13 protein-coding genes are annotated in these 14,771 nt (G+C 69.3%); 7 read left to right on the top strand and 6 right to left on the bottom strand.

The genetic code is table 11. The features are described 5' to 3' along the window. Positions 1–62 precede the first annotated feature (62 nt). The 4 genes from VNS22_RS05275 to VNS22_RS05260 all read left to right on the top strand — a co-directional run bounded on the left by VNS22_RS05275 (position 63) and on the right by VNS22_RS05260 (position 4,855). A complete protein-coding gene (locus tag VNS22_RS05275) occupies positions 63–2,051 on the top strand; it encodes an LTA synthase family protein (RefSeq protein WP_325730328.1) in 1,989 nt (662 codons plus the stop codon). Next, the gene (locus VNS22_RS05270; RefSeq protein ID WP_325730327.1) at positions 2,048–2,764 is read left to right on the top strand and encodes a phosphatase PAP2 family protein; all 717 of its coding nucleotides are present in this window, start codon (positions 2,048–2,050) and stop codon (positions 2,762–2,764) included. Before VNS22_RS05275 ends, VNS22_RS05270 begins: the two co-directional genes overlap by 4 nt. Continuing rightward, entirely contained in the window at positions 2,761–3,666 is a 906-nt protein-coding gene (locus tag VNS22_RS05265) for a diacylglycerol/lipid kinase family protein (protein WP_325730326.1), read from the top strand. Before VNS22_RS05270 ends, VNS22_RS05265 begins: the two co-directional genes overlap by 4 nt. Before the next feature lie 76 nt (positions 3,667–3,742). Beyond that, a complete protein-coding gene (locus VNS22_RS05260) occupies positions 3,743–4,855 on the top strand; it encodes an endonuclease/exonuclease/phosphatase family protein (protein WP_325730325.1) in 1,113 nt (370 codons plus the stop codon). 27 nt (positions 4,856–4,882) lie between these two features. Here VNS22_RS05260 and VNS22_RS05255 read toward each other — a convergent pair whose 3' ends face one another. After that, on the bottom strand, positions 4,883–5,917 hold the full coding sequence (locus VNS22_RS05255; protein WP_325730323.1) for a sulfate ABC transporter substrate-binding protein: 1,035 nt from the start codon (positions 5,915–5,917) through the stop codon (positions 4,883–4,885). A gap of 274 nt (positions 5,918–6,191) precedes the next feature. On the opposite strand from VNS22_RS05255, the gene VNS22_RS05250 reads away from it, so the two are divergent. Further along, positions 6,192–6,641 carry an Rrf2 family transcriptional regulator gene (locus VNS22_RS05250; protein ID WP_325730321.1) on the top strand — a complete coding sequence of 150 codons (450 nt, stop codon included), beginning with the start codon at positions 6,192–6,194 and terminating at the stop codon, positions 6,639–6,641. A 187-nt stretch (positions 6,642–6,828) separates the two neighbouring features. Then, positions 6,829–8,244: an FAD/NAD(P)-binding protein gene (locus VNS22_RS05245; RefSeq protein WP_325730319.1), complete on the top strand. Its 1,416-nt coding sequence runs from the start codon at positions 6,829–6,831 to the stop codon at positions 8,242–8,244. Between the two features lie 4 nt (positions 8,245–8,248). Here VNS22_RS05245 and VNS22_RS05240 read toward each other — a convergent pair whose 3' ends face one another. From VNS22_RS05240 to VNS22_RS05230, 3 genes are read right to left on the bottom strand one after another with little or no spacing between them, the layout of a single operon-like run. Continuing rightward, on the bottom strand, positions 8,249–10,975 hold the full coding sequence (locus VNS22_RS05240; protein ID WP_325730317.1) for a sensor histidine kinase: 2,727 nt from the start codon (positions 10,973–10,975) through the stop codon (positions 8,249–8,251). Beyond that, positions 10,972–11,250: a hypothetical protein gene (locus VNS22_RS05235; RefSeq protein ID WP_325730315.1), complete on the bottom strand. Its 279-nt coding sequence runs from the start codon at positions 11,248–11,250 to the stop codon at positions 10,972–10,974. The genes VNS22_RS05240 and VNS22_RS05235 overlap by 4 nt, the downstream gene beginning before the upstream one ends. Further along, entirely contained in the window at positions 11,240–11,632 is a 393-nt protein-coding gene (locus VNS22_RS05230) for a response regulator (protein WP_325730312.1), read from the bottom strand. The genes VNS22_RS05235 and VNS22_RS05230 overlap by 11 nt, the downstream gene beginning before the upstream one ends. 170 nt (positions 11,633–11,802) lie before the next feature. On the opposite strand from VNS22_RS05230, the gene ettA reads away from it, so the two are divergent. After that, positions 11,803–13,485, top strand: a complete 1,683-nt coding sequence (gene ettA, locus VNS22_RS05225) for an energy-dependent translational throttle protein EttA (RefSeq protein WP_325730310.1) — start codon at positions 11,803–11,805, stop codon at positions 13,483–13,485. Positions 13,486–13,513: 28 nt separating this feature from the next. On the opposite strand, the gene VNS22_RS05220 is transcribed toward ettA, so the two are convergent. Together VNS22_RS05220 and VNS22_RS05215 are read right to left on the bottom strand one after the other, a co-directional pair. Beyond that, a complete protein-coding gene (locus tag VNS22_RS05220; protein WP_325730308.1) occupies positions 13,514–14,263 on the bottom strand; it encodes a trypsin-like serine peptidase in 750 nt (249 codons plus the stop codon). Further along, positions 14,260–14,760, bottom strand: a complete 501-nt coding sequence (locus VNS22_RS05215) for a DinB family protein (protein WP_325730306.1) — start codon at positions 14,758–14,760, stop codon at positions 14,260–14,262. The genes VNS22_RS05220 and VNS22_RS05215 overlap by 4 nt, the downstream gene beginning before the upstream one ends. Positions 14,761–14,771 lie beyond the last annotated feature (11 nt).

Raw genomic sequence — 14,771 nt, 5'->3', positions numbered from 1 at the left:
CGGTCAGCCAGGGAGCCGATCAGTGCAGCGGATTTCACGTTCGCCTGGGGTGCAAGCTCGCGATGACGGTCTCCTTCGATGCGCGCGCAGGCGGCATCACCCTGTTCCGGCGCTCGCTCGCCGCCGAGACGCGCCTTTGGCTGACCTGCTTGGCCCTGTTCCTGTCGCTCGCCAGCCTGGTGCGGGTGGTGCTGGTGGTTTGGGTCCATGTGGAAGGCGAGCCCGGGCATGACGGCGCCCTGCTGGCTGCGCTGTTCTCTGGGGTCGGCCAGGACCTGGCGGTGGGCTTGTGGCTCACGCTCCCCCTGTTCTTGGCCTTCCTCCTGCTGCAGCCGCTGTTCCGCCGCCGGTTCGGCCGCTCCCTCGCCCACCTGCTGGGCTATGCGCTGGTGACCGCGCTGGTGTTCGGCGCAGTGGCCGAGCTGTTCTTCTGGAACGAGTTCGACAGCCGCTTCAACGGCATCGCGGTCAACTACCTGATCTTTCCCAAGGAAGTGGTCGGCAATATCGGCGAGAGCTTCGACCTGTCGCTCTACCTGCCGCTGGTGCTGGCCGCAGGCGGCTGCCTCTACCTCCTGGTCCGCCCGGCCCTGGCGGCGGCGATCGCAACCCCCCTTTCCGGCCGCCGCCGACTGGCCCTGGCCGGCATCGGCGCCCTGGCCCTGTTGCTGCCGCTGCCGGTCCTGCGACACGGCCCGGTGGTGCTCGGTCATGACCGTGAGGTGGCCCAGGTGGCAGACAACGGGCTGCGTAGCCTGGTCCAGGCCTTCCTGACCAACGACACCGACTATGACGGCCTTTATCCAACCATCGACGAGCGCACCGCGGTGCGGACGCTGCAGGCTGCGGTGGCGCAGGACAACACCCGCTTCCTCCGCCCGGGCGATCCCGGCCCGACGGGCGGCCGCAGCCTCTGGCGCCATGTCGATAACGGCAATCGGCCGAAGCGGCCCAACATCGTGCTGGTGATCGAGGAGAGCTTCGGCAGCACCTATCTGGATGGGCTCGACAACCGCCGGGCCTACCCGGTCTCCCCGGAGCTCGCCCGGCTGGCCCAGGACGGCCTGCTGTTCACCAACATCTACGCCACGGGCGACCGGACGGTACGGGGCCTGGAGGCGCTACTCACCAGCTTCACCCCGATCCCGGGCATCTCCACCGCGCGGCGCTCGGGCTCGGAAGGCATGAACTCCCTGCCCTTCCTCCTGAAGCAGCACGGCTACCATACCTCGTTCCTCTATGCCGGCCAGGCCGAGTTCGACAACATGGGGCATTTCTGGTCGACTACGGGGTTCGACGAGGTGCTGGACCAGAGCGACATCGCCGATCAGGGCTTCTCGACGGTCTGGGGCGTGGCGGACGAGTATCTGTTCACCGAGGCGCTCCGCCGCCTGGACCAGAGCACCGCCAGTAATCAGCCCGTGTTCATGGGCATGCTGACCGTCTCCAACCATCGCCCATATACCTTTCCCGAGGGCCAGCTACGTGTCGACCCGGCCATGGGTGCGAAGGAGAACGCCGCGCATTACGCGGCCTGGGCGTTCACCGACTTCATCGAGCGCGCGCGAAGCCATCCCTGGTTCAAGGACACGGTGTTCGTGTTCGTCGGCGACCATGGCCCGCGGGTGGCGGGTGCGGCCCAGGTGCCGGTGGAACGGTTCCGGGTGCCCCTGCTGTTCTACGCGCCGGACCTGGTGGCACCCGGGCGCGACGCCACGCTGGGATCGAGCCTGGACATGGCGCCCACCCTGCTGGGCCTGCTCGGCTGGAGCTATGACAGCCCGTTCTTCGGCCTCGACCTGCGCCACGTCCCACCGGGCGAAGGCCGGGTGGCAATGGCGCACAACTATTCGGTGGCCTATGGCCGGCACGGCCAACTCGTGGTGCTGGGTCCGCAGCAGGACCTGACCGGCTATCGCCTGACCTCCGGCCCCGAGCCGCTGGGCAAGGCAGTGCCGCCCGACCCGGCTCTCGCGACCGAGGCGATCGCCGTGACCCAGACCGCGCACCGCATGTTCTACGGCCACCAATATCACGAGCTCGGGCGATGACCGGCGCGACAGCGACGGCCAGGCCGACCCCGTGGCCGGCCTGGCTGCGGCCGGCCCTGCCGCCCGTCCTGCTCCTGCTCTTGGCCCTGGTGCTGAGCTGGTCGCCCCTGGACGCCGCTCTGCAGCAGACCTTCTACGATCCGGCGGCCGGCTGGCTGGTGGACGCGAAAGCTTCCTGGCCGCGCCGCCTGTTCTATGACGGTCCGAAGCTAGCGCTGGTCGTGATGGGCGCGGTGCTGGGCCTGCTGCTCCTCCTGGGTTTCTGGGAACGCCGCCTGCGCGGTTTCCGGCGCGAGCTGGTCTTCCTGCTCCTCTGCCTGGCACTGGTACCGACCGCGGCGAACCGGCTGAAGCAGGTCACCGACGTTTATTGCCCGAGCCAGACGACCGAGTTCGGCGGGCGCTATCGCCACGTGCCGCCGTTCGGCACTCATCCGGAAGCCGTGCGCCCACCGGGCCGCTGCTTCCCGGCGGGCCATGCCTCAGGCGGCTTCGCCCTGCTGGCGCTGGGCTGGCTGTCCGGCCGGCCCAGCTGGCGGATCGCCGGCCTAGGTGTCGGCCTTGCCGTCGGCAGCGCAATGGCGGCATACCAGATGGCGAAGGGTGCCCATTTCCTGAGCCACAGCCTGGCCACGCTGGCGCTCGCCTGGCTGATGATCGCCATGCTCGCTGCCCGGTTCGGATTGCCCCGTCGCGAGGAGCCGCCGCCATGACCCTGGCCGCTACCGCTGCCCTGGAGCGGGTCATGCGGGTGCAGATCATCCAGAATCCCACGGCCGGCCGGCGGCGCAATGCCAAGGTGACGGCGCTGGCCGAAGCCCTGGAGTCCATGGGCATCGCCGTGACGGTCCGGCTGACCGGGACTGCCGGCGATGCCGAGCATCTGGCCCGGCAGGCAGCCGAAAGCGATGACCGTCCGGACGTGCTGGTGGCTGCCGGCGGCGATGGCACGGTCAACGAGGTCGCCAACGGGCTGCTCGGCAGCGACCTGCCGCTCGCCATCCTGCCGACCGGCACGGTCAACGTGCTGGCGCGCGAGCTCGGCATCGGCGGCTCGACCGAGGAGGTCGCGCGCATGGTGGCGGCCGGCGGCTATGCCCAGGTCTGGCCGGGCCTGGCGAACGGGCGCGCCTTTCTCCTCATGGCCGGGATCGGCTTCGACGCGGCGGTGGTGGCGGCCGTCTCGCCCGCGGCCAAGCGCCGGCTGGGCCAGCTCGCCTACCTGCTGGCGGCTGCGAGACTGTGGTGGCGCTGGCAGCCAGTCCATCACGAGCTGCAGGTCGACGGGGTCCGGCACCGGGCCGTCTCGGCAATCGCGGCGCGCTGCCGGCTTTATGGCGGATCGTTCGTCTGTGCCGCAGGTGCCAGGCTCGACGAGCCGCACCTGCATCTGGTGCTGTTCGAGCGATCTGGCCGGCTGGCGGCCCTGGGCTATGCGCTGGCGCTGGCGACCGGCCAGCTCCATCGCTGGCCGGGCGTGCGCCACCTGCGGACGGCAGGCTGGGAGCTGGTGACGGCGGACCATCTCCAGCTGGACGGCGACCCGGTGGCCGCAACCGCGCTGAGCCTCGCGGTCTCGCCCCAGCCGCTGCGGATCATCTGCACCGTCCACTGAACCATGAGGGCGCAGTGGTGTTCTGTTGTCATGCCGGATAGGCATGAAGGACAAACTGCGGAGGCGGTATCGCACGATGGCATGGCTGGACTGGCTCGTGCGGACGCTGGCACTCGTGCCGATCGCGCTGACGGTGCTGCCGCTCTGGCGCACCCCGAAATGGTGGGTGCGGGTGTGGGACTATCCGCGCCTGCAGCTCGCCGTATGGCTGGCGGTCATGGCAGTGGCCGAGCTCGTGCTGCTGGAGCTAGCACCGGCGGGTGTCGTGATCCTGGTGGCCACGCTTGCCTGCCTCGCCTGGCAGCTCGCCCAGATCTGGCGCTACACGCGGCTGGCGCCCCGGCAGGTGCAGGACGCGGTGGCGGACGGCTCCGACCGGATGGTCAGCGTCCTGATCGCCAACATCCTGCAGACCAACCGTGAGGCCGGGCGGTTCCTCGCCGAAGTCCGCCGGCACGACCCGGACCTGGTGCTGGTGGTCGAGACCGACCGCTGGTGGCAGGAGCAGCTGGCCCCGCTGGAGCCCGGCTATCCGCACCGGGTGCTGCATCCCTTGGACAACACCTACGGCATGCTGCTCTATTCCCGCCTGCCGCTGTCCGAGGTGACGGTCCAGGACCGGGTCTCGCAGGACATCCCGTCGATCTCCGCCAAGCTCCGGCTGCCCTCCGGTCAGCTCGTGAACCTGCACTGCGTCCATCCGGAGCCGCCGCAGGTCGACAACGACGTGGAGCAGCGCGACGCCGAGCTCCTGCTGGTGGCCGAGCAGGTGGCACAGGACCGCGGCCCCACCATCGTCTGCGGCGACCTGAACGATGTCGCCTGGTCGCACACGACCAGGCTGTTCCAGCGGATCAGCGGACTGCTGGACCCGCGGGTCGGGCGGGGTCTCTACCCCACCTTCCACGCCGACTACTGGTTCGCCCGCTGGCCGCTCGACCACCTGTTCCACGACACCTGCTTCCGCCTGGTCGAGCTGCGGGTGCTGGGCCATGTCGGCTCGGACCATTTCCCCGTGCTGGTCCGCCTGCGCTTCGATCCGGACGCCGAGCAGGCGCAGGCCCCGGCGCAGGACGAGCCGTCAGCGGCCGATCACGAGGAGGCCAGGGAGAGCATCGCGGAGGGCTTTGCCGCGGAGCGGGAGGAGCAGGCGGAACAGGCGGCGCGGCCGAGTCCCGGAGGCGCATGAGCGCCCGGCCGCCGCCGCGGGGGCGGTTCAGCCGCCCCCGTAAATGCGGTCGAACACGCCGCCATTGCCGAAATGCTCGGGCTGCGCCTTGGCCCAGCCGCCGAACGCCTCGTCGATGGTGACCAGCTGCAGTTCGGGGAAACGCGCGATGTCCTCGGGTGCTGCATGGCGCGGCTCGCGGGGGCGATAGTAGTTCTTGGCAGCGATCCGCTGGCCGTCGGGCGCATAGAGATAGTTCAGGTAGGCCTCGGCCACCTTGCGCGTGCCCTTGGCGTCCACCACCCCGTCCACCACCGCGACCGGCGGCTCGGCCAGGATGCTGAGCGTGGGCACCACGATCTCGAACTTGTCGGCGCCGAACTCGGCGAGCGACAGGAACGCCTCGTTCTCCCAGGCGAGCAGCACGTCGCCCTGCCGGCGCTGGGCGAAGGTCGTGGTGGAGCCGCGCGCCCCGGTATCCAGGACCGGCACGTGCCGGAACAGTTCGGCCACGAACTGCTCCGCCTTGGCGGCGTCGCCACCCGGCTGCCGCTCCGCCCAGGCCCAGGCGGCCAGGTAGTTCCAGCGCGCCCCGCCGGAGGTCTTGGGATTGGGGGTGATGACCTGGACGTCGTCCTTGATCAGGTCGCCCCAGTCCTTCAGCCCCTTGGGGTTGCCCTTGCGCACCAGGAACACGATGGTCGAGGTGTAGGGCGTGCTGTTGTAGGGCAGGCGCTGTTGCCAGTCCTTGGCGATCATGCCGCCATGCTCGGCGATCGCATCGATGTCGCTGGCCAGCGCCAGGGTGACGACATCGGCATCCAGCCCGTCGATCACCGCCCGCGCCTGCTTGCCGGAGCCGCCATGGGAGGCGCGCACCGTGACCTCCTCGCCGGTCTGCTCCTGCCAGGCCTTGGCGAAGGCCTGGTTGAACTCCTGGTAGAGCTCGCGCGTGGGATCGTAGGAAACGTTGAGGATCTCGGTGGCGGCCCGGGCGGACCGGACCGTGGCGAACGGCGCCAGCAGGGCTGCACCCCCGGCCACCAGCGCGCTCGTCGCGTGACGCCGGCTGAGCTTGGTCATCTCGCCTCTCCTTTTGCCGCGCGGGCCCCCTTGGCCGCGCGGCCTGTTCCAGCAAGGGGCCGCCTGCCGCTCCGTACCGCGCCAGCCCCTCCGCCCGCCGAAGCTGATATAGCTAATCATTTTTGTCAACAATACCTGCGGCCATGCCACTATCCGACTGCAGCGCACACCCCATGCGCCTGTGTCGGGTGTCCAACCATTGATGTGTGGATGGCATTCGAGTTACTTGACCGAAATTATGGTTTTGGCGGCAAGCCGCCGTTCTGGAACGAGCGTGCTCACCAACAAGGGCAAGTATGGCCTGAAGGCCATGGTCCATCTGGCGAAGTTGCCGGAAGGAAAGTCAACCCAGGCAGCCGAGATCGCGGAAGCGAACGGAATTCCCAAGGCCTTCCTGGACACCATCCTGCTGGACCTGCGCAAGGCCGGCTTCGTGCGCAGCAAGAAGGGCCCGGGCGGCGGCTTCATGCTGGCCCGCCCCGCTTCCGAGATCCGCATGGGTTACGTGGTGCGCACCTTGGATGGGCCGATCGCGCCGATCCCGTGCGCCCGACGCAAGGGCAACCAGCCCTGCGACGACTGCCGGGACGTCGAGACCTGCTCAGTGCGTATCCTGATGCAGAGCGTGCGCGATGCGATGGCCGAGGTCCTGGACCGGACCACGCTGGCGCAGATGCGCGACCGGGTAGGCCCGGCGGAGACGGCGGAGGATTTCGCAATCTGACCGAAGCGGGCGCGCGCGCCGGCACCCCTGGCCACGATCGCACGCAAAAATACTCTATAATTTTTATCAATTTTATCTCATGCTGTGCTCCGCAACGACCATGCCGATGGAGCCGCGAGGGAAGGTGCGATCCGCTCTCGCCCCACCATCCAGGCGATAACAGGGAGCACCAGCCATGGGACGGCGAATGGCAGCCCGGAGCGGCGCTGGCCGCACCGTCGCGGTGATCGGCGGCGGCTTCAGCGGCACGATCTGTGCGATCCATCTCCTGCAGCATCTTCAGGGCAACGACCGGGTAGTCCTGATCGAGCGGGAGCGGCAGCTCGGCCGCGGCGTGGCGTTCGCCACGGCCGAGCCCAGCCATCTCCTGAACGTGCGCGCCGAGAACATGAGCGCCTTTCCGGACGAGCCCGAGCACCTGCTGCGCTGGCTCGATCGCCTGCCGGCGGACGAGCGCGCGCAGGGCGCCAAGGAGGGCCCGGCTGGCACCTTCGTCCAGCGCGGGCTCTATGGCCGCTATGTGCGCGACCAGCTCGCCGCCGTGCTGCGTGCCGGCCGGCATGCCGACCGGCTCACCATCCTGAACGACCAGGCGACCCGGCTGGTGCGCCACGGCACGAGCTGGCACCTGGCAACCCGGAATGGGCGGTCGCTGGAAACCGACATCGCCGTGCTGGCGACCGGCAACTTCCCGCCAGCGCCCCTGCCCTATGCCGGCTGCGTGGACAATCCCTGGCAACCGGAGGCGGTGGAGGAGATCGACCGGGACCACCCGGTGCTGCTGCTGGGCAGCGGCCTGACCATGATCGACGTGGTGCTGCGGCTGGTCGACCGCGGCTTTCGCAGCACCATCCATGTCCTGTCCCGGCGCGGGCTCCTGCCGCGCACCCATGCGCCGGCACCTTCCTATGCCGACCTTCTTCTCGATGCGGAGGACCGCCGCTCCCTGGTGAGTCTGACCCGCGCGGTGCGCCGCGAGATCACCCGGGCCCAGGTGGCGGGCTTTGGCTGGCGGTCGGTGATCGACGCGCTGCGCCCGCACAGCCAGCTCCTGTGGCAGGAGCTGAGCCCCGCCGACCGGCGCCGCTTCGTGCGCCACCTGCGGCCCTGGTGGGATGTCCACCGCCACCGCGCGGCCCCCGAGGTCGCAGAGCGGATCCACCGGCTGCAGGCCGAGGGCCAGCTCGTGCTCCATGCCGGCCGGCTGGAGGCGCTCGAACCGTCCGGCCCCTGGTCCTGCGGGGCGTTGGCCACCTACCGGCCGCGCGGCACCACGGCGAGCCTCGCCCTGGAAGTGCAGCGGGTGATCAACTGCACCGGCACCGCCGTCGATCTGGCCGCCGTGGACGACCCGCTGATCCGCCAGCTACTTACATCGGGCACGGTGCGGGCGGACGGAGCCAGGCTCGGCCTGGACTGCACCACCAGCAGCATGATGATCGACGCTGCCGGCCAGGTCGTGCCGGGGCTGTTCGGGGTCGGGCCGGTGGTGCGCGGCGCGTTCTGGGAGATCACCTCCGTGCCGGACATCCGTAGCCAGGCGGTCGAGGTGGCGCGGCTGATCGGCCGCTCCCTGGCCGGCACGGTGCCGGCCGCCGCCTGACCGGCTACTCGGCGGCGTCGGCCGCGTCGACCGGCGACTTCGCGATCTTGAGCGTGGCGACGAAGGCGGCACCGCCCAGCCGGGATGCCTCCACCCGGAGGGTGCCGCCGAACGCCTCCACGATCTGCCGGCTGATCGACAGGCCGAGGCCAGTGCCCTCGGGCTTGGCGGTCAGCCGGTCCCCCAGCTGGATGAACTTGCCGAAGATCGCCTCGCGCTCCGCCGGCGGCACGCCCGGCCCGTCGTCCTCCACCCGCAGCTCGACCTGATCGATCACCTCCTTGGTCACGACCTGGATCCGGCCTTTGCCCACCGCGACGAACTTGCAGGCATTGCTGATCAGGTTGATCAGCACCTGCTCCAGCCGGTCCCGCTCGGCCTGCACGGCGAGGTCCGCCCGGCCGAGGTCCAGGGTGAGGCTGATCTTGCGCTCGTCGAGCAGCGGCATGACGCTGTCCACCGCCTCGCGCACCACCCCCCCCAGCGGCACGGCCGCGGTGCGCCACTGCATTCGCCCGGATTCGATCTTGGACAGGTCCAGGATGTCGTTGATGAGCCGGGTCAGGCGCTCGGTCTCGCGGGTCACCACACCCAGGAAGTTCTCGCGCTCCTCGTCGGTGAGGTCGGGGTTGTCGCGCACGATCTCGGAAAAGGCGCGGATCGAGGTGAGCGGCGTGCGCAGCTCGTGGCTGACCGTCGCCATGAAATCGTCCTTCAACCGGTCGACCTCGCGCAGGCGCCGGTTGGCCTCGCGCAGTTCCTGGGTCGCCCGCTCGAGCTCGCTCGACTTGCGCTCCAGCTCACGTGAGTAGCGGATGAGCTGGGAGGTCTCGTCCAGAATCTCCATGACGCTGCGCGTGCCGATGCTCTCGCTCTTGACCATCGAGCCGATCAGCGCCCGCGCCGAGGCCGACCCGACGGCTCGGGCCAGCTGGCGCTCCGCCGTCTGCACCAGCCGGGCATCGGCACGGCCGTCCAGCGGCAGGCGCACGCCTAAGCGGCGGGCATCCGCCGCGAACAGCTCGGCGGTCCGCTCCGGCCCCACGAACCGCTGGAGCATGTCGCGCAGCTCGCGGATCCGCACCTCGCCACGCCACATCCGGGTGGCGTCGGCCCGTGACCACACATCGACGAACATCTCGGCCTGGGTGCGGTCCAGCCCGGTCGAATGGCCGAGCAGCGAGCCCAGCACCAGCCCCAGCAGGTTGAGCAGAAGCGTCCAGAAGATCGCATGACCGGTGGGAGACAGGCCCTCAAAGCCCAGCAGGCTGTGCGGGCTGAGCAGCTCGATGCCGAACGGGCCGTGAGTCAGCACCTCCTCGCCACCGAACTCAGCCATGACGAAGGCCGGCAGGAGCAGCGTGTAGCACCAGACCGCGAAACTCAGGCACAGCCCGGTCAGGGCGCCGATCCAGTTCGCGTCGCGCCAGTACATCCCGATCAGGATGGGTGGCCCGAACTGGGCAGCCGCAACCAGGCTGAACATGCCGAACTCGACGAAGGTCAGCTGGGCACCGACCAGGCGGAAGAACAGATAGCCCGCCAGCACGATCAGGACGATGGCCACCCGGCGGATCAGGAGCAGGAGCCGGCTCGGATCGGCCGAGGCGGCCACGCTGAGCCAGCCGGTGCGCAGGAGGAGTGGCAGGACCAGGTCGTTGCTCACCATCGTCGCCAGCGCGATGGTCTCCACCACCACCATGGCCGCGGCCGCCGACAGCCCGCCCAGGAACACCGCCACCACGAGAGCGTAGGCGCCGTGGTCGAGTGGCAGCTGCAGGATGGCCAGGTCGGGTACCGGCACCTGGTGGAGGATGCCTGCCAGCGCCATCGGCATGATGAACATCAAAAAGAGCAGGAAATAGGCGGGCAATGCCCAGGACGCCCGGGTCAGATGGCCGGGATCCTGGTTCTCGATCACGGCCACCTGGAACTGGCGGGGCAGGAACATGAAGCCGAGCCCGGCGGCGAGGATCATGAGGAGCCAGTCCGTGCCGGACATGCCGGTACCGTCGAAGGTCAGCAGCCGGTCGAGCCCCGCCGCCTCGACCCTGCCGGCGAGATCGGCTGGTCCGGCGTAGAGACCGAACACCACGTAGCCGCCTAAGGCCAGCAGCACCACGAGCTTCACCACGCTCTCGAACGCCACTGCCAGCACCATGCCCTGGTGCCGCTCGGTGGCGTCGACCTGGCGGGTGCCGAACAGGATGGTGAATGCCGCCAGGCCCAGCGCGACATAGAGTGCCGTATCGTTGGCCAGAGACGCCCCCTCGCCGTGCACGCTGCCCCGGCTCAGGAGGTTGATCGAGGCGGCGACACTCTTGAGCTGCACCGCGATGGCCGGGGCGACCCCGATCAGCGCGATGCAGCTCACCACGATGCCGAGCTTGGAGCGCTTGCCATAGCGCGCCGCCAGGAAGTCGGCGATCGAGGTGATGTTGTAGGCCCTGGCGATCCTCAGAATCTTGTAGAGGATCAACGGGCTCAGGAACATCGCGACCATTGGGCCGAGGAAGATCGGCAGGAAGGCCAGCCCCTCTTCCATGGCTATGCCGACACCGCCGTAATAGCTCGCGGTGGTGCAGTACACGCCCAGGCTCAGCGTATAGATCCAGGGCCCGCCCAGGCGTCGGCCGTGCCGCGCGGCCCGGTCGCCGAACGCGGCGATCGCGAACAGGCAGGCGAGATAGGCCAGCGCCAGGAGCGGGACGAACATCATCTGGCCGATCATGCCGGCGGCTCCGTCGTCCGGTCGGTGGCAGCGGGCTCGGGCGCCCGCTCGGCCGTCCTGGCGATTCCGGCGATGGCGGCCAGCAGGACGAGGCCGATCCAGGCTGGCAGCCACCCCGGCGCCAGCCGGTCCACCAGCTCGAACACCGTCGGTGTCAGCAGGAGGAAGGTGACGATGGCGATCGCGACCATCTGCCGTCCGGCCCGCTGGGTGCGGGTCGCCCGGGCCAGCGGGTCATGACGGGACGGCCGGTAGCGCAAGGGTTCAGGCCACACCCAGGAGGGCGCGCACCTGCTCGACCAGCACCCGCGTCGAGAAGGGTTTGGACACGTACTCGTCGGCACCCAGCGCCAGGCCGCGCGCACGCTCGGCTTCCCGCCCCCGTGCCGTCAGCATCACGATCCGCGTGCGGTCCCAGCGCCTGTCCTGGCGGATGCGCTCGCATACGGCATAGCCGTCGAACTCCGGCATCATCACGTCCAGGAGGAGCAGGTCGGGCGGCTCGCGCTCCAGCGCGTCCAGCGCTTCGCGGCCATTGCGCGCGGTCTCCACCTGAAAGCCGGCCTTGCGCAGCAGGAATTCGAGCGACATCACGATGTTGGGCTCGTCATCCACCACCAGGATGCGCTTCTCCTCAGCCGTCGCCCGGGCTGTCATCGGCTTTGGTCCCTTGCAGTCGGTATGGCTTCTTCCCCCAACCTAGAATGCGAACAAGCCACAGCGAACTAGCGGAAGCGCTTCACCTTCCGCCCTGCGTCACCACATGGTAGACGGCGCACGCGTTCGTCCATTTCCCCTTTCAGTGCGTTTCTCAACCGGAGTGGTGCATGGCATCCTACCAATACGTCTACGTGATGCGGAATCTCTCGAAGATCTTTCCAGGCGGCAAGAAGATCCTCGAGAATGTCACGTTGGCGTTCCTGCCGGGTGCGAAGATCGGCGTGCTCGGCGTCAACGGTGCCGGCAAGTCGACCCTGCTGCGCATCATGGCGGGGATCGACCAGGACGTGAACGGCGACGCGATGATCGCCGAAGGGGCCAAGGTCGGTTACCTCGCCCAGGAGCCGCAGCTCGATCCGGACAAGAACGTCCTGGACAACGTGTTGATGGGCGTGGGCGAGACCAAGGCACTGCTCGACCGGTTCGACGCAGTCTCGGCGCGCTTTGCCGAGGAGCTTTCCGATGACGAGATGAACGAGGTGCTGGCCGAGCAGGGCGAGCTCCAGGAGAAGATCGACGCGGTAGACGGCTGGAACCTCCAGCGCACCGTGGACATCGCCATGGACGCCTTGCGCTGCCCGCCGGGCGACGCGGACGTCACCAAGCTGTCCGGCGGCGAGCGGCGCCGCGTCGCGCTGTGCCGCCTGCTGCTGAGCCAGCCCGACCTCCTGCTGCTCGACGAGCCCACCAACCATCTGGACGCCGAATCGGTGGCCTGGCTGGAGCGGTTCCTGCAGGAATACAAGGGTACTGTCGTGGCGATCACCCACGACCGCTACTTCCTGGACAATGTTGCCGGCTGGATCCTGGAGCTGGACCGCGGCCGCGGCATCCCGTTCCAGGGCAACTACTCGGGCTGGCTCGAGCAGAAGCGCAAGCGGCTGGAGCAGGAGGAGCGCGAGGACGTCGCGCGCCAGAAGACCCTGGCCCGCGAGGCCGAGTGGATCGGCCAGAGCCCGAAGGCCCGCCAGGCCAAGCAGAAGGCGCGCATCACCGCGTATGAGGAGCTGCTGCGCCAGGCCAGCGAGGCGGTGCCGGGCACCGCGCAGATCATGATCCCGCCAGGTCCCCGCCTGGGCGGCGTGGTGATCGAGGCGGACGGCATCAGCAAGGGCTTCGGCGACCGGCTGCTGATCGACAATTTGTCGTTCAGCCTGCCGCCCGGCGGCATTGTCGGGATCATCGGCCCGAACGGTGCAGGCAAGACCACGCTGTTCCGGATGATGGTGGGCGCGGAGCAGCCCGATTCCGGCACCATCCGGATCGGCGAGACCGTCAAGCTCGGCTATGTCGACCAGAGCCGCGACGCGCTCGACCCGAACAAGTCCGTCTGGGAGGAGATTGCCGGCGGGCTGGACGTGATCGAGTTCGGCAAGCGCACCATGAACAGCCGCGCCTATGTGGCGGCGTTCAACTTCAAGGGCGGCGACCAGCAGAAGAAGGTCGGCGTGCTCTCGGGCGGCGAGCGCAACCGCGTGCACATGGCCAAGCTGCTCAACAGCGGCGCCAACGTGCTGCTGCTCGACGAGCCGACCAACGATCTCGACGTCGACACGCTGCGGGCCCTCGAGGACGCGCTCCTGGACTTCGCCGGCTGTGCGGTGGTGATCAGCCACGATCGCTGGTTCCTGGACCGGATCTGCACGCACATCATGGCGTTCGAGGGCGACAGCCAGGTCGTCTGGTTCGAGGGCAATTACGGCGAGTACGAGGCCGATCGGAAGAAGCGGCTTGGCCACGACGCCGACCAGCCGCACCGGATCAAGTACAAGCCGCTCAAGGCCGCCTGACGCGGCGCAGCAGTCCCGCGGAGTGGGTTCAGGGGCCGGTGGCGCTGCCCAGCAGGGCCGCCGGCTCGATCCGCCGCTCCAGGAGCGCCGCAACGCCGACCGGCCGGCCATCCAGGTCGCCCGTGCCGACCTGGATGCCGACCAGCACCGTTCCCGCTTGTGTCTCGGCCAGCACCGCAGCACCCGCCACGGCGGCACTGGCCGTGCAGTCGTGCAGGACCACCTGCGGCTGGCCGCGCACCTCCTGGATGCGACAGCCATCAGCCAGGGTCGCCACGTAGGGGCGCTGGCTCGTATAGGCGACGAGGCTCAGGAGGCTGCCCGGCCGCAGCGCCGCCCGCTCGGCGGGCGAGGCCAGCTCCACCGGCTGCACCCCCGGATCACCAGGGCTCCCTTCGCCCAGCTCCAGCACCGCCCAGTCTCGTGCCGGATCCTCCGGCGTACCGTCCGGCAGGAAGGCGAGGCCGGGTGCCGGCCGGAAGCCGATGACCCGAGCATGGCCCTTGCGGTTCGACCGGTGCGGCGCCAGCTCGACCACGATCCGGTCCGCCCCGTACCAGGCGGACGCACCGTCGCGCAGGCAGTGCGCCGCCGTCACCGCCTGGTGCGCGCCGATCAGCGTGGCAGTGCAGAAGCCCCCGCCCCGCACGTTCACCCGGCCGACCGCGAAGCCGGGCCAGCCGTCGACCGACGGCCGCTCGGCGGCCAGAGCGTTTCGGCCCGGCAGGAGCAGGAAGACCAGCAGGAGCGGCACGACGGCAAGCCGCGCCCGGTTCACGCCATCTCCTGGTAGACGAAGTAGATCAGGTCCAGGGACGGCGGTGGCGTGCTGGTCTGGCTCATCTGGTCGTGGACCTGGCCGCGGTGGTGTGCCTGATGATTGAACAGGTGCATCCAGCACAGCAAGCCCGGTACCCGCCGCTCGGTCGGGCTGGTCATCATCCGATAGGCGATGATGCCGTCGAGCCGTTCCTGCGTGAACGCGTGGGTCGCCTGGATGATCTCCTCGTCCAACGCCTCCCGCGCGGCCTGCAGCGGACCGAGCTGCGGGAACGGCTGGTCGTCCACAAGCTGGCCGCCATGCGGGCGGCCCATGAGCCGGTCGAGCCAGATCCGGTCCGTCACCAGCAGGTGGTTGAGGGTCCCGCTGATCGAGCGGAAGAAGGCGGGCCGGGTCTTCCCGAATTCGCCCGGTTCGAGCGCGGCACAGGCCGCATAGAGCCGGCGATTCGCCCAATGATTATAGCGCCCCATGCGCTGAAGGTGATCCAGCATCGCACCGCCTC

Origin of the sequence: Geminicoccus sp. (assembly GCF_035556675.1) — a bacterium.
GTDB lineage: Bacteria > Pseudomonadota > Alphaproteobacteria > Geminicoccales > Geminicoccaceae > Geminicoccus.
Note: the sequence above shows the minus strand (reverse complement) of the source record. Positions and strands in the feature narration are given on the sequence as shown.

What these genes read in the sequence shown, in the direction of transcription:
- VNS22_RS05230 (WP_325730312.1), bottom strand. Translation starts at nt 11,632, where the DNA reads ATGACAGCCCGGGCGACGGCTGAGGAGAAGCGCATCCTGGTGGTGGAT.
- VNS22_RS05245 (WP_325730319.1), top strand. Translation starts at nt 6,829, where the DNA reads ATGGCAGCCCGGAGCGGCGCTGGCCGCACCGTCGCGGTGATCGGCGGC.
- VNS22_RS05215 (WP_325730306.1), bottom strand. Translation starts at nt 14,760, where the DNA reads ATGCTGGATCACCTTCAGCGCATGGGGCGCTATAATCATTGGGCGAAT.
- VNS22_RS05275 (WP_325730328.1), top strand. Translation starts at nt 63, where the DNA reads ATGACGGTCTCCTTCGATGCGCGCGCAGGCGGCATCACCCTGTTCCGG.
- VNS22_RS05240 (WP_325730317.1), bottom strand. Translation starts at nt 10,975, where the DNA reads ATGATCGGCCAGATGATGTTCGTCCCGCTCCTGGCGCTGGCCTATCTC.
- VNS22_RS05265 (WP_325730326.1), top strand. Translation starts at nt 2,761, where the DNA reads ATGACCCTGGCCGCTACCGCTGCCCTGGAGCGGGTCATGCGGGTGCAG.
- ettA (WP_325730310.1), top strand. Translation starts at nt 11,803, where the DNA reads ATGGCATCCTACCAATACGTCTACGTGATGCGGAATCTCTCGAAGATC.
- VNS22_RS05270 (WP_325730327.1), top strand. Translation starts at nt 2,048, where the DNA reads ATGACCGGCGCGACAGCGACGGCCAGGCCGACCCCGTGGCCGGCCTGG.
- VNS22_RS05260 (WP_325730325.1), top strand. Translation starts at nt 3,743, where the DNA reads ATGGCATGGCTGGACTGGCTCGTGCGGACGCTGGCACTCGTGCCGATC.
- VNS22_RS05255 (WP_325730323.1), bottom strand. Translation starts at nt 5,917, where the DNA reads ATGACCAAGCTCAGCCGGCGTCACGCGACGAGCGCGCTGGTGGCCGGG.